Below are 13,673 nucleotides of genomic sequence, written 5' to 3' on the forward strand. Positions count from 1 at the left end.
CGTTTCTGGACTAAGCATGAGAATACTGATCATTGGCCCCAGCTGGGTCGGCGACATGGTAATGGCGCAGACCCTGTTCCAGTGCCTGAAACAGCAGCACCCCGACTGCGTGATCGACGTGCTGGCGCCCGAGTGGAGCCGGCCGATCCTCGAACGCATGCCCGAGGTGCGTCAGGCCTTGAGCTTCCCGCTCGGCCATGGCGCGCTGGAGCTGGCCACACGGCGGCGCATCGGCAAGTCCCTGGCCGGCCAGTACGACCAGGCGATCCTGCTGCCCAACTCGCTGAAATCGGCGTTGGTACCGTTTTTTGCCGGTATCCCCAAACGCACCGGCTGGCGCGGCGAGATGCGTTTCGGCCTGCTCAACGACGTGCGCAAGCTGGACAAGGCGCGCTACCCGCTGATGATCGAGCGCTTCATGGCCCTGGCCTATGCGCCGGGTGCCGAGCTGCCGCAACCCTACCCGCGCCCCAGCCTGCAGATCGAGGCGCAGAGCCGCGACCTGGCCCTGGCCAAGTTCGGCCTGGCGCTGGACCGCCCGGTGCTGGCGTTGTGCCCTGGTGCTGAGTTTGGCGAGGCCAAGCGCTGGCCGGCCGAGCACTACGCCGCCGTGGCCGATGCCATGATCCGCCAGGGCTGGCAGGTGTGGCTGTTCGGCTCGAAAAGCGATCACCCGGTCGGTGAGCAGATTCGCGACCGGCTGATCCCGGGGCTGCGTGAAGAATCGTACAACCTGGCGGGTGAAACCTCGCTGGCCGAGGCCATCGATTTGATGTCCTGCGCCGATTCGGTGGTGTCCAACGACTCTGGGCTGATGCACGTGGCCGCCGCGCTGAACCGCCCGCTGGTCGCCGTCTATGGCTCGACCTCGCCGGGCTTCACGCCGCCGCTGGCCGAGCACGTCGAAGTGGTGCGCACCGGCATCGAATGCAGCCCTTGTTTCGACCGTACCTGCCGCTTCGGGCACTACAACTGCCTGCGCCTGCTCGAACCGCAGCGCGTCATCGCCGCCTTGCACAGCCTGGGTGGTCCGAACCTGATCGAAACCGTGGCCGAGGTTGACTAAGTGCGGGTACTGATCATCAAGACTTCGTCGCTGGGGGATGTGATCCACACCCTGCCGGCAATCACCGATGCCGCCCACGCCATACCGGGCATTCGTTTCGACTGGGTGGTGGAAGAAGGCTTTGCCGAGATCCCCAGCTGGCACCCTGCGGTCGACGAGGTGATCCCGGTGGCGATCCGGCGCTGGCGCAAGCATCTCTGGCAGACCCTGAAGAGCGGCGAGTGGAAGGCGTTCAAGCAGCGTGTTCGCGCGCGCAAGTACGACCTGGTGATCGATGCCCAGGGCCTGGTCAAATCGGCCTGGCTGACCCGCTACGTCAAGGCACCGGTGGCCGGGCTGGACCGCTACTCGGCCCGCGAAGGCCTGGCCAGCCGCTTCTATGACCGGCCGCTGTCGGTCGCGGTTGGCCAGCACGCCGTGGAGCGGGTGCGTCAACTGTTCGCCATGGCCCTGGCCTATGACCTGCCGGAAGGCATCGGCAACTACGGCCTGGACCTCGATCGCCTGCAATTGCCGCCAGCTGCCCCCTACGTGGTATTCCTGCACGGCACCACCTGGGCCACCAAGCATTGGCCCGAGGCCTACTGGCGCGAGCTGGCTGAGCGCATGGGCCGGCGCAAGCTGCAAGTGCGCCTGCCCTGGGGCAACCCGGCCGAGAAGGCGCGCGCCGAGCGTATCGCCCAGGGCTTGAACAACTGCCAGGTGCTGCCCAAATTGAACCTGGTCGGCGTCGCCCGCGTGCTGGCTGCGGCCAAGGCCTGCGTGGCCGTGGACACCGGCCTGGGCCATCTGGCCGCAGCGCTGGACGTGCCGACCATTTCGCTGTTTGGCCCGACCAACCCTGGCCTGACCGGCGCCTATGGCCGCGCCCAGGTTCACCAGGCCAGCGATTTCCCCTGCGCGCCCTGCCTGCAGAAGAAGTGCACCTACAAACCGAGCGCCGATGACCTGCGCCGGTTCGATCTCAAACGCGAGTGGCCACTGTGCTTCACTCGCCTGAATCCCGAGCATGTGGCGAGCCGCTTGAGCGCGTTGCTGCTGGCTGAGGATGTTCGTTAATGCAACTGGCTTTCGTGCTTTACAAATATTTCCCCTTCGGCGGGCTGCAGCGCGACTTCATGCGCATTGCCCTGGAATGCCAGAAGCGCGGCCATCAGATTCGCGTGTACACGCTGATCTGGGAAGGTGATATTCCGCCGGGCTTCGAAGTGCTGGTGGCGCCGGTCAAGGCGCTGTTCAACCACCGGCGCAACGAGAAGCTCAGCGCCTGGATGGCCGCCGACCTTGCCAAGCGCCCGGTCGACCGCCTGATCGGCTTCAACAAGATGCCGGGGCTGGACGTGTACTACGCCGCCGACGGCTGCTTCGAAGACAAGGCCCAGACCCTGCGCGGCGGCCTGTACAAGCGCTGGGGCCGCTACCGGCACTTTGCCGCGTACGAGCGGGCGGTGTTCGCCAAGGATGCGAAAACCGAGGTGCTGATGATCTCCGAGGTGCAGCAGCCGCTGTTCGTCAAACATTACGGCACCCCGGCAGAACGCTTCCACCTGCTGCCGCCGGGCATTTCCCCGGATCGCCGCGCGCCGGCCAATGCCGCCGAGATCCGCGCCGGGTTCCGCAAGGAATTCAACCTGGCGGACGATGACCTGCTGCTGGTGCAGATTGGTTCGGGGTTCAAGACCAAGGGCGTCGACCGCAGCCTCAAGGCCTTGGCCGCACTGCCGTCGGCGTTGCGCAAGCGCACCCGCCTGATGGTCATCGGCCAGGACGACCCCAAGGTGTTCCAGCTGCAAAGCGCCACCCTAGGCTTAGGTGACCAGGTGCAGTTCCTCAAGGGGCGTAGCGACATCCCGCGCTTCCTGCTGGGCGCCGACCTGCTGATTCACCCGGCCTACAACGAAAACACCGGCACCGTGCTGCTCGAAGCCCTGGTGGCAGGCCTGCCGGTGCTGGTGTCCAAGGTGTGTGGCTACGCCCACTACATTGCCGAGGCCGACTGCGGCCTGGTCCTGGACGAGCCGTTCGAGCAGGAACAACTCAATGGCTACCTGCAACGCATGCTCGAAGACCCGCAGGCGCGCGCCGACTGGTCGCGCAATGGCCTGGCCTTTGCCGATACGGCCGACCTGTACAGCATGCCGCAGCATGCTGCCGACGTGATCCTGGGGCAGACCGCATGAAGCTGATACTGGCCGAACCCTTCAAGCGCCTGTGGGCCGGGCGTGATGCCTTCGAGGCCGTGGAAGCGCTGCAAGGCGAGGTATACCGCGAGCTGGAAGGCCGCCGCACACTGCGCACCGAGGTCGAGGGCGAAGGCTTTTTCGTCAAGATCCACCGGGGCATCGGTTGGGGCGAGATTTTCAAGAACCTATTCAGCGCCAAGCTGCCGGTGCTCGGTGCCGGCCAGGAATGGCGAGCCATCCAGCGTCTGCACGAGGTCGGTGTGCCGACCATGACCGCAGTCGCCTATGGCGAGCGCGGCAGCAACCCGGCCACCCAGCACTCGTTCATCGTCACCGAAGAGCTGGCGCCGACCATCAGCCTGGAAGACTTCAGCATCGACTGGGTCAGGCAGGCGCCCGAGCCACGCCTCAAGCGTGCGCTGATCGCCGAAGTGGCGAAGATGACCGGTGGCATGCACCGCGCCGGGGTCAACCACCGCGACTGCTACATCTGCCACTTCCTGCTGCACACCGACCGCCCGGTGACGGCAGACGACTTCAAGCTGTCGGTCATCGACCTGCACCGTGCCCAGACGCGGGCGAGCATCAGCCGCCGCTGGCGTGACAAGGACCTGGCCGCGCTGTATTTCTCGGCGCTGGACATCGGCCTGACCCGTCGCGACAAATTGCGTTTTCTGCGTGGCTACTTCCAGCGCCCGCTGCGCCAGGTGCTTGCCGAAGAGGCCGCGCTGCTCGCCTGGCTGGAACGCAAGGCGCAGAAACTCTATGACCGCAAGCAACGTTATGGGGATGCACTCTGATGTCGGGTTGGACACTGGCGCCCGGCTACGAACACCTGGCGGCGGATTTCGGCAGCCTTGATGCCGTCTTTGCCATCCAGGGCGAACGCTTGACCCGCGACCCGCTCAGCGAGGTGGTGCGCATCGAGCGTGACGGCGTCAATTACTACGTCAAGCGTTACACCGGCGCCGGCAAGCACATGCGCCGTTACCTCGGCAGGCCGCGCATCAAGGCCGAATGGCAGAACCTCAAGCAGTTCGCCAAGTGGGGCATCCCCACCGCCGAAGTGGTCGCCTGGGGCCTGGAACGCAAGGGCCTGGCGTTTGGCCGGGGGGCGATGATCACCCGTGAACTGCCGCGCACCGAAGACTTGTCGGCGCTGGCCGAGCGCAATGATGCACGCCTGGCTGACCGGGCCTGGGTCGAGCATGTCAGCCAACAGCTGGCGCGCCACACTCGGGTCATGCACGAGCACCGTTTCGCCCACAACGACCTGAAGTGGCGCAACTTGCTGGTCGACGACCAGGGCACGCTATTCTTCATCGACTGCCCGACCGGCGACTTCTGGCGCGGTTTCATGTGGCGGCACCGGATGATCAAAGACCTGGCGTGCCTGGACAAGGTCGCCAAATACCACCTGTCGGCGACCCAGCGCCTGCGTTTCTACCTGCAATACCGCGGTCGCGACCGGCTCAATGCCCGCGACAAGAAGCGGATCCGCCAGGTGCTGAGCTTTTTCGAGGGAAGGGAATGACCGATTACCTGGCCAGCGCAGACCTCGCGCTGCTCAAACGCCACGGCTTGAACGACTTCGAGGCGCTGTGGGCGCTGCAGCTCGATGCCGTGGACGAGCCCAACACCGGGCGCGGGGGCTGGAGCAGCGTGTTCCGCCTGGAGCTCGAAGGCAAAGGCTACTACCTCAAGCGTCAGAGCGACTACCTCACCCGCACCCTGCACAGGCCCTTCGGCGAACCGACCTTCGCCCGCGAATTCCGCAATATCAGCCGTTACCAGAAGCTGCACATCCCGGCTTTGCAGGCGGTGTTCTATGGCGAGCGCAAGCAGGCCGGCCAGCACCGGGCAATTCTCATGACCCGGGCGCTGGACGAATGGGCCGACCTGGACAGCCTGTTGGCCCAGTGGCCGCAGCTGGGCGACGCCGAACGCAAAGGCATCCTTGAAGCTTGCGGCCAGTTGGCGCGCACGCTGCACAGCGCCGGGCAGGTACATGGCTGCTTCTACCCCAAGCATATTTTCTTGCGCCAGCGCCGCGAGGGCTGGGACGCGCAACTGATCGACCTGGAAAAGACCCGCCCGCTGCTGTTCGGCATGCGTGACCGGCTCAAGGACCTGGAGCCGTTGCTGCGCCGTGCCAGTGCCTGGAGTGAGGCGGATGTGCGTCAGTTGCTGGCGGCCTACCTGGCGCAGCCGGCGGACAGCGCCCTGGTCGACAACTGGCTGCAACGGCTGACGCAACGCCGTCGTGAAAAAGAGGCCCGCTGATGCGTTTGTCTGAACTGAAAGCTGCCGGGCGCACCCCGGCATTGCCCTTGAGTATCACCCTGGCCGATGCCGCCGGTAGCGCCGACCTGCAATTGTTCAGCCTGCTGCGCGTACTGCCCGGCCAGCGCTATGTCGGTGCCGGTGTCTGGCGTGGCACGCCGGTGCTGGCCAAGCTGCTGGTGGGGGGCAACGCTGCGCGGCATTTCCAGCGCGAGTTGCAGGGCGTGAAGCTGTTGGCCGAGCAAGGCCTGACCACGCCGAAGCTGCTGGCCGATGGCTTGAAGGAAGGCGAGGGCGGCTGGCTGTTGTTCGAGTTTCTCGATGGCGCAGAAAGCCTGGCCGATGCCTGGGCCGCCGTTGAGCACCTGCCGGTACTGGCCGACGAACAGCACCTGGTGCTGGGCGAAGCGCTGACCGCGGTGGCGCAGATGCACGCCAAGGGCCTGTGGCAGGAAGACCTGCACCTGGACAACCTGCTGCGCCACGGCGCCAAGCTGTACCTGATCGATGGCGCGGGCATCAAGGCCGAGACGCCGGGCCAGCAGTTGTCGCGCCCGCGTGTGCTGGAAAACCTCGGGGTGTTCTTCGCCCAGTTGCCCAAGCGTCTGGAGCCCTTCATCGAAGAGCTGCTGGTGCATTACCTGCTGGCCAATGCCGAGCACGCGTTGCCGATGGAAGCGCTGCAAAAGCAGATCGACAAGGTGCGCAACTGGCGCCAGAAGGACTACCTGGAAAAGGCCGGCCGCGAGTGCACACTGTTCAGTGTCGAGCGCAGCCTTTCGGGCCTGCGGGCGATCCGCCGTGGTGAAGTCGAAGCGATGCTGCCGGTGCTGGCGCAGGCCGATGCGCTGATCGACAACGGCCACCTGTTCAAGACCGGCGGCGCCGCCAGCGTGGCTCGCATCGACGTCGATGGCCGCCCGCTGGTGCTCAAGCGCTACAACATCAAGAACACCGCGCACTGGTTCAAGCGCTTCTGGCGCCCGAGCCGGGCCTGGCACTCGTGGATCGAAGGCCATCGCCTGGAGTTCCTCGATATCGCCACACCGCGCCCGTTGGCGGTGCTGGAGCAACGGGTGATGGGCCTGCGCAGCCGTGCGTACCTGGTCACCGAATTCGTCGATGGCCCGGACCTGACCGCGTGCTTTGCGCCCTATGTGGAAAACGGCGAGGCGCCTGAAGAGCAGGTCGATGCGTTGGTCAAGGTGATGCAGCAACTGATCCGCGAGCGCATCAGCCATGGTGATTTCAAGGGCCACAACCTGTTCTGGCACAACGGCCAATGGTCGCTGATCGACCTCGACGCCATGTGCCAGCACGCCACGGGGCTCAGCTTCGCCCCGGCCTACGCCCGTGACCGGGCGCGGCTGCTGCGCAACTGGCCGAGTAGCTGTGCCCTGCATCAGCGCCTCGACCGGTTGCTGCCAAGGCTCGCCGAGTAGCCTTCGGGCAGCGCCAGCCAATCGCTGCTGCGCCCGGCCTGGCGCACACGGATGCGCCATTGGTGGTCTTGCCAGCGCAGGATCGCCCACGGCACCACGCCGGCTTGCTGGGCGTGGGGGATGAGCAGGTGGTAGCGCCCGGCGAGCAGGTGCGCGCGCAGTGGCAGTTGCCCGGCAGCGGTTTGCAGGTAGAGCTGGTCGTCTGCGCGGTACAGCCCTGCCAGCGCATCCACCGCCTCACCCGCCAGCGGCGGTTGCAGGCGGCAGTCGGCCAGCAACTGCGCAAGATCCGGCAGGCCGTCGTACCACAGCACCGGTGAGTCGATGACCCAGTTGCCATCGGCCAGGCGTTTGACCGGCTGCTGCAAGTAGGCATCGGGTTGCGTCGGGTCGATGACCCGCCAGCGACGGCCGTCGAACACGACCTTGTAGTAACGGCCGTGGGCGTCCTGGATGTAATACAGGCTCAGCCCTTCGAATGCCGATGCTTTCTCGAAAACGCCTTCGCCGTGCACACCGTCAATGGTGTAGCGCAGGTTATCGAGTGCAGGCGTGATGCTGTAACGCGAGGGCAATGGTAATGGCGGTTGTGTCGGCATGCCACGCATCATCCGGCGCATCAGGCCGGTGCTGACCATGCTGGTGCCGGCATCGTTGGCATAGCTCAGGGCGTTGTAGGTATGGGTCAGCACGCCGTCGATGTCATCTTGGCCAAAGGCGTCCACCCCACCCCAGATCTCGATGGCCATGCGCCCCAGCGCAAGCGGAAGTTGCACCCGGGCAGGCAGTACCAGGCTGATCAGGTCTAGCAGGCGCCAGGCCAGGTCGGCGCCTTGCTGGAGGTCGGCTTCCCCGGTGGTACGGCTGTCGGCATCGACCTTGGCCAGCCAGGCGCGCACCTCGGCCCTGTAGCAGGCGAAAAACAGCTCGTCGTCGATCGCCGGGGTGCGCAGTACGGGGCTCAGCCGGCCTTTGTTCAGCAGCCGTTCGATGCCTGCGGGTGCCAGCAACGGCAGGCGGCCCGCCATGTAGGCGCGCAGGGCGGGTTGTTTGCGCAGTAGGCGCATCAGTTCGCGCGCATTGCTCAGCCCCCGCCAGGCGCGGCGGTCGGGTGCGTCCGGCGTGTAGAGGATGAACGCGCCCACGCCGGCGCCCTCGGCATTGATCAGCAACACGCCTTGCAAGGTATGGCCATGGATCGTCAATTGGCGCACGGTGACGCGCTGTCCGTCCACCGGGGGGCGAAGCGCGTTATGCGGATAGTCCAGCACCTGACGCACCCAACGGTAGGCTCGCTCATCAGGGTTGCGGGCGAGATGCCCGGCATAGCGCGCCTTGGCCGCCTCGGCGCACATGCGGGCGCGGTTGACCAGGGCATGGGCATTCAGCCGCCACCCCCCGACCGGGGAATCGATCAATTGGGTTTTCAGGTAGGCATGATAGCTGCCACCGACATTCAGGTGCCTGATCATCGCCTTGATGTAGGCCGGGTTCAGTGCCTCGGGTAATGGCTTGCCGTGACGGTGGGTTACCCGGGCGGTGAGCCAGTAGTCGTAGTCGAACCAGGCCACGTTGCGCAATGCCAGCTCGTGTAGCGGGTAGCTCTCTCTGATCAGTTCGATCATCTGGCCGCCGACGTGCTCGAAGCCTCGCCAGGTAACGTAGCTTGAAGGGTGAAACGGATTCAACTGCGGGCCTGCCTGCCGGCTGTGCACGACATGGATCATGATGTCTGCGGCTGCGTAGCGCAGGCCATGATCGTGGCGCAGGCGTTCTTCGACGCGCGCGCGCGCCCAGCCCTGCAGGCTGTCCTGCTGGCGGAACTGCCCCAGGGTGAGGATGCCCGGGGCGGCGACGCGATTGCCGGCGGCTACCAGTTGTTGCATCGTCTGCATGATATGCGTAAGCCCCTGGGGCCCTGCCTTGCTCAACCAATTGGGCAGGTTTTTTTCCAGCAGCAGGCCGTAGCGGGTGTCGAGCAAGGCTTGCTTGCCGGCTTCAGCCGCCACTGAAAGGGCATTGTGCAGCGTCTCGACGGCCGGTGCCGGGGCACCCTGGGCGCTTGCCCAGGCTTGGTTGACACGCAGGCGCTGCGCTTCGATCAGGCTGTCGACCTGGGCTTGCACCGGGTCATCGGGATACCATTCGTAGCGTAGCCGGTCGGCCTTGGCGGCGTTGCCGATACGCGCGTCATCAACCAGCAGGCGTAGCAGTGGCGGGCCTTGCAGTGGGTCGTCGAGGCGCTCGCACAGCTCAAGGTGCAAGTCGGCCAGCGAGGCGTAGGCCTCGATGCCCTGGGCCAGGCCGCACAGCAAGGCCGGGCCCAGGGCCTGCTCTGGGGTGAGCTCGGCAGCCTCGTCGTTGCCGGTGACGACCACGAACATACCCGGCAGCACCGCGCGGCTGTGGGGCTGGCTACGGCTGAGGACCAGGCGGTACACCTGGGCACGCGTGGCCACCGGCTGGGGCCTCCGTTGCCAGGCGTTGGGCAGGTCGAGGCACAGGCTGAGGGCGTCGGCCTCGGGGGCGGGCAAGGTCCCGTCGGCCAGGCGCAGTGTCAGCTCGGCGTGCATCAGGGCGCGGCGCAGGTCGCCGAGGCGCACCCTGCGCGAGCGGCCTTGGGTGTCGCAGGCGGCCCAGTATTCCGCCAGTTCGCCCTGCAGTTGCTGTCGGCTGAGCGGTTGCCGGTCGGCGGCCGGTAATTGCGCCAGCAGGGCGATGATCTGCTGGTCGAGGAATTCGATGCGTTCCAGCGGTAGCATGTTGCGCTCCTTTCTTAAGGGAGCCGCAACGTTAGGGCCCAGGGCAAGGGCCGGAGCGGTAGCCGGTTATCGACTGCAAAGCCCGCGCAGGCTGAGGATGGCGGGCACGCCGAGGCCCAGCCAGGCCAGGGCGTCCCAGGCACCGTCACCCAGCAAGGCGGCAAACAGGCCGGCGGCTCCGAGCACGCTGATGGCGGCCGGCCAGGCGAAGATCCGCCAGGATGATCGAGAGGCGTGGCTCATGCCCGCACCTCCCGGGCTTTGCGCTGCTTGCTTAGCCACAGGTACAGGCCGCTGCCGAGCACGATGATGGTCAGCACATCCAGCACCGCCCAGAGAATCTGCATGGGGCGCCCGCCGTAGTCACCGAAGTGCAGTGGCTGGGACAGGCCCATGGCGTCCATGTACCACGGGCGTTCGCCCACTGCCGTCACGTGCAGGGTGCGCGCATCGATCAGCACGGGGGTGAGCAGGTGCGAGGTCAGGTGAGTGGCGCCCTTCATGAACACGGCGTAATGGTGCTCGCTGGAGAACCGCGTGCCGGGGAAGGCGATGAAGTCCGGGCGCATACCGGGCGCGGCCTGCTCGGCGATGTCCAGCAGGCGGCTGGCCGGGGCGCGCTCGGTGAGCGGCGGGGCGTTACGGTAGGGCGCGACCATGGCGGCCAGGCTGTCGTTGCGCCAGGCGGCGATCACCAGGTCGGACAAGGCACTGATCACCCCGGTGACACCAACGGTCAGCGCCCAGGCCAGGGTCACCACGCCAATCAGGTTGTGCAGGTCGAGCCAGCGCAGGCGGCGGGATTTGTCGTGGCGTACCGTGGCGAAATCCAGGCGGCGCATGAACGGCGCGTAGAGCACGGTGCCAGAGATGATCGCCACGACGAACAGCACACCCATGAACGCCAGCAGCAGCTTGCCGGGCAGCCCGGCGAACATGTCGACGTGCAGGCGCAGCATGACCATCATGAAGCCGCCGTTGGCGGCGGGCATGGCGACAGCTTCGCCGGTGCGGGCGTCGAGCATGAAGGTGTGTGACGAATTGGGCTCGGTGCCTGCGGTGGCGGCGGTGATCGCCACCACGCCGTTGCGTTCGTCCTCGTCGTAGCCGAAGTACTGCATCACTTCGCCGGGGCGATGCTGCTCGGCCTTGAGTACCAGTTGCTGCAGGTCGAGGTGCGGGGTGCCTGCGGGCATCTCGCGCAGCTCGGGGGCATCGCCGAGCAGATGCTCCAGCTCGTGGTGGAAGATCAGCGGCAGGCCGGTCAGCGCCAGCAACAGCAGGAACAAGGTGCAGACCAGGCTGCTCCAGGTGTGGATCGCGGACCAGCGGCGGATGGTTGAGCTTTTCATCACGGTACCGTTTCTCGTCTGATGAAACCTGGGGCTGCACAGCAGCCCGGGCGACTCAGAACTTGTAATTGACGCTGGCCACCACGTTGCGTTCGTCTCCGTAGTAGCAGTAGTAACCGTCACAGGTCGACAGGTAGTCCTTGTTGAACAGGTTCTTCGCATCGACGGCCACCGTCACGCCCTTGAGCGTGCCGTTGAGACGGCCCAGATCGTAATGCACCGACGCGTCGTAGACTGTGTACGACCCAACATGGCCCCAGTCGGTATTGGTGGTGTTGCCGTAGGTATCGCCCACATAGCGCACACCAACGCCTACGCCAAAGCCGTCGAGCGCCCCTTCGTGCCAGGTGTAGTCGGCCCACGCGGTGGCTTGGTTGCGTGGCACCTGCGCCATACGCTTGCCTTTCTCTCCGTCGTTGCCTTTGATGATCTCGCTGTCGTTGTAGGTGTAGGAACCTACCAGTTTGAGGTTCTCGGTGACGTCGGAGGTGGCTTCGAGCTCCAGGCCCTTGACTCTGACTTCACCTACCTGGCGGGTCACGCCACCTTCGGTGACCGACATGTTCTGTTGGGTCAGGTCGAACACCGCCGCCGTGAACAGGCTCTTGCTGCCGGGGGGCTGATACTTGATACCTAACTCGTACTGCTTGCCTTCGGTGGGCTTGAACGCATCGGTACTGTTGACCGCAGCACCTGTTGCTGCCTGGAACGACTCGGCGTAGGACAGGTACGGCGTCAAGCCGTTGTCGAACACATAGCTCAGGGCCGCGTTGCCGCTGAACTGCTTGTCACGCTGGGTATTGGTGGCGTCGCCCTGGTTATGGAAGGTAGTGCCGGTGTGCACCCAGTCTTCACGACCGCCCAAGGTCAGGCGCCAGTTGTCCAATGCCATCTGGTCCTGCACGTAGAGACCGGTCTGTTGGGTCTTCTGTGTGTAGTCATACATGTCGAAGTATTGGACGTTGGAGAAATCCTGGCCGTACACCGGATTGTGGATGTTGCTCGGCGGTACGCCAGCGGAACCCCAGCGCCAGCGGGCATCGCTGGTCGAGCGTTGGTGGTCGAGGCCCAGCAGCACGGTGTGACTGATTGCGCCCGTCTGGAAGTCGGCCTGGAAATTGTTGTCCAAGGCGAACTGCGAGATGTCCTCTTCGACGATACCTGCGGTGCGTTGCACGGTGCCGTCGGCGCTTACGGCCTCATCTGGCCCGGCTGGCCAGATCGACCCACCGGCGGTAATACCCTTGAAGTCCAGTTCGTTGCGTGCGTAACGCAGGTTCTGACGGAACTGCCACACATCACTCAAGCGCGTCTCGAACGCATAGCCCAGGTGGTAGTAAGTGCGGTCGTACGATTCCCAGTCTGGATCGCCCAGGTTCTTGTGGTGGGAGATCTTGCCCGCTGGGCTGTCCAGCTTGGTGCCCTGCAGTGGCAGGAACTGACCGGTAATGCCGGTATCGTCGCGGGTGTACTGGGTAATGAAGGTCAGTTTTGTGACGTCGTTGATGTTCCAGGTCAGGCTGGGGGCGATGTTGTAGCGCTTGTCTGGAATATGGTCGATCGGGGTACCGCTGTCGCGCACGGTACCGCTTACCCGGTACAGGAACTGGCCGCTGTCATCGACCTTGCCCGTGCTGTCAAAATTAATCTGCCGGTGATTATTGCTGCCGACCTGGGCTTCCACCTCGTGGCTGGCTTCCAGCTCTGGCCGGCGGGTAGTCATGTCAAGCAGGCCGCCGGGCGGGGTTTGGCCGTAGACCGAGGACGCAGGGCCACGCAGCACGGCAATACGCTCAAGGTTCCAGGGCTCAATTTTCGGCGAAGCGTAGTTGCCCTTGGGCAAGGGCAGGCCGTCGAGGAATTGTGTGGGTACGAAGCCACGCACTAGCAGCCAATCGCTGCGCGAATCGGAGCCGTAGCCGCTGCTTTGTACCCCAGCGGTATAGCGCAGTGCGTCGTTGAGGCTGAGGACGGGGCGGTCTTCCATTTGCTGACGGGTGATCACGCTGACCGAGCGCGGCAATTCGGCGATGGCCGTGTCGGTCTTGCTGCCTGCTGCGGTACGTGTGGCGGTGTAGCCTTCCACTGGGCCCCAGGCGCTTTCGTAGGCCGCATTCGCATTGATCGCCGTCTCCGGCAATGCGAGCGTTCCTTCAGGCGTCGCCACCAGGCTGTAGCTGCCGACGCTGCTCTGCTGCAACTGCAACCCGCTGCCGCGCAGGGCGGCCTGCAGGGCGCCGATGCCGTCGTACTGGCCGGTGACGGGCGCCGAAGTGCGGCCGCTGACCAGTGCTGGGTCGATGGCCAGGGCGATGCCCGATTGGCTGGCGATCTGGTTGAGGGTGCTGGCCAGGGGGGCGCTGGGCAGGTCGTAGGCGCGCAGGGCGGATTGCTCGGCGGCGAACGGGGCAGGGCTGGCCAACGGCGCAGCCAGGCCAATGGCCAGGGCCATCAGGCTGGGGCGCAGGATACGATCGACAGTACGGGACATGCAGCGGCTCCTCGACGGATAAGTGCTTACTGCTTCCTTGCCGAGCGAGATTTCAAAAGTGACAGGGGGGTGTCATGAAAAAAGCGAGATTGTT

General features: G+C 65.3%; 11 protein-coding genes. 7 read left to right on the forward strand and 4 right to left on the reverse strand.

Going from position 1 to position 13,673, the window contains the following annotated elements; translation table 11 throughout:
- Nucleotides 1-16: 16 nt before the first annotated feature.
- From waaF to HU770_RS18330, 7 genes are read left to right on the forward strand one after another with little or no spacing between them, the layout of a single operon-like run.
- Complete coding sequence (gene waaF / locus HU770_RS18300; protein WP_186664729.1) at nucleotides 17-1,066, forward strand: lipopolysaccharide heptosyltransferase II; 1,050 nt, start codon at nucleotides 17-19, stop codon at nucleotides 1,064-1,066.
- On the forward strand, nucleotides 1,067-2,125 hold the full coding sequence (waaC, locus tag HU770_RS18305) for a lipopolysaccharide heptosyltransferase I (protein WP_033703116.1): 1,059 nt from the start codon (nucleotides 1,067-1,069) through the stop codon (nucleotides 2,123-2,125).
- The gene (locus HU770_RS18310; protein ID WP_095065449.1) at nucleotides 2,125-3,246 is read left to right on the forward strand and encodes a glycosyltransferase family 4 protein; all 1,122 of its coding nucleotides are present in this window, start codon (nucleotides 2,125-2,127) and stop codon (nucleotides 3,244-3,246) included. The genes waaC and HU770_RS18310 overlap by 1 nt, the downstream gene beginning before the upstream one ends.
- The gene (gene rfaP / locus HU770_RS18315; protein ID WP_186658562.1) at nucleotides 3,243-4,049 is read left to right on the forward strand and encodes a lipopolysaccharide core heptose(I) kinase RfaP; all 807 of its coding nucleotides are present in this window, start codon (nucleotides 3,243-3,245) and stop codon (nucleotides 4,047-4,049) included. The genes HU770_RS18310 and rfaP overlap by 4 nt, the downstream gene beginning before the upstream one ends.
- On the forward strand, nucleotides 4,049-4,783 hold the full coding sequence (locus HU770_RS18320; protein WP_033703113.1) for a lipopolysaccharide kinase InaA family protein: 735 nt from the start codon (nucleotides 4,049-4,051) through the stop codon (nucleotides 4,781-4,783). The genes rfaP and HU770_RS18320 overlap by 1 nt, the downstream gene beginning before the upstream one ends.
- A complete protein-coding gene (locus HU770_RS18325) occupies nucleotides 4,780-5,532 on the forward strand; it encodes a lipopolysaccharide kinase InaA family protein (RefSeq protein ID WP_047583687.1) in 753 nt (250 codons plus the stop codon). The genes HU770_RS18320 and HU770_RS18325 overlap by 4 nt, the downstream gene beginning before the upstream one ends.
- A complete protein-coding gene (locus HU770_RS18330) occupies nucleotides 5,532-6,974 on the forward strand; it encodes a lipopolysaccharide kinase InaA family protein (protein WP_186664732.1) in 1,443 nt (480 codons plus the stop codon). The genes HU770_RS18325 and HU770_RS18330 overlap by 1 nt, the downstream gene beginning before the upstream one ends.
- Here the strand turns inward: HU770_RS18330 and HU770_RS18335 are convergent.
- From HU770_RS18335 to HU770_RS18350, 4 genes are all read right to left on the reverse strand, one after another.
- Entirely contained in the window at nucleotides 6,935-9,736 is a 2,802-nt protein-coding gene (locus tag HU770_RS18335) for a DUF6543 domain-containing protein (protein ID WP_186664735.1), read from the reverse strand. The genes HU770_RS18330 and HU770_RS18335 overlap by 40 nt on opposite strands.
- 66 nt (nucleotides 9,737-9,802) lie before the next feature.
- Nucleotides 9,803-9,979 (reverse strand): hypothetical protein, encoded by a 177-nt coding sequence (locus tag HU770_RS18340; protein WP_077068766.1) that lies wholly within the window; start codon nucleotides 9,977-9,979, stop codon nucleotides 9,803-9,805.
- On the reverse strand, nucleotides 9,976-11,088 hold the full coding sequence (locus tag HU770_RS18345) for a PepSY-associated TM helix domain-containing protein (RefSeq protein WP_186658569.1): 1,113 nt from the start codon (nucleotides 11,086-11,088) through the stop codon (nucleotides 9,976-9,978). The genes HU770_RS18340 and HU770_RS18345 overlap by 4 nt, the downstream gene beginning before the upstream one ends.
- A 55-nt stretch (nucleotides 11,089-11,143) precedes the next feature.
- Complete coding sequence (locus HU770_RS18350; RefSeq protein WP_186664738.1) at nucleotides 11,144-13,579, reverse strand: TonB-dependent siderophore receptor; 2,436 nt, start codon at nucleotides 13,577-13,579, stop codon at nucleotides 11,144-11,146.
- Nucleotides 13,580-13,673: the final 94 nt, after the last annotated feature.

Origin of the sequence: Pseudomonas sp. SWRI68 (assembly GCF_014269165.1) — a bacterium.
In the GTDB taxonomy this organism is placed as follows: Bacteria; Pseudomonadota; Gammaproteobacteria; order Pseudomonadales; family Pseudomonadaceae; genus Aquipseudomonas; species Aquipseudomonas capeferrum.

Coding starts and splice junctions, on each gene's coding strand:
- waaF (WP_186664729.1), top strand. CDS start 17: ATGAGAATACTGATCATTGGCCCCAGCTGGGTCGGCGACATGGTAATG.
- rfaP (WP_186658562.1), top strand. CDS start 3,243: ATGAAGCTGATACTGGCCGAACCCTTCAAGCGCCTGTGGGCCGGGCGT.
- HU770_RS18330 (WP_186664732.1), top strand. CDS start 5,532: ATGCGTTTGTCTGAACTGAAAGCTGCCGGGCGCACCCCGGCATTGCCC.
- HU770_RS18340 (WP_077068766.1), bottom strand. CDS start 9,979: ATGAGCCACGCCTCTCGATCATCCTGGCGGATCTTCGCCTGGCCGGCC.
- HU770_RS18335 (WP_186664735.1), bottom strand. CDS start 9,736: ATGCTACCGCTGGAACGCATCGAATTCCTCGACCAGCAGATCATCGCC.
- HU770_RS18325 (WP_047583687.1), top strand. CDS start 4,780: ATGACCGATTACCTGGCCAGCGCAGACCTCGCGCTGCTCAAACGCCAC.
- HU770_RS18350 (WP_186664738.1), bottom strand. CDS start 13,579: ATGTCCCGTACTGTCGATCGTATCCTGCGCCCCAGCCTGATGGCCCTG.
- HU770_RS18320 (WP_033703113.1), top strand. CDS start 4,049: ATGTCGGGTTGGACACTGGCGCCCGGCTACGAACACCTGGCGGCGGAT.
- HU770_RS18310 (WP_095065449.1), top strand. CDS start 2,125: ATGCAACTGGCTTTCGTGCTTTACAAATATTTCCCCTTCGGCGGGCTG.
- HU770_RS18345 (WP_186658569.1), bottom strand. CDS start 11,088: ATGAAAAGCTCAACCATCCGCCGCTGGTCCGCGATCCACACCTGGAGC.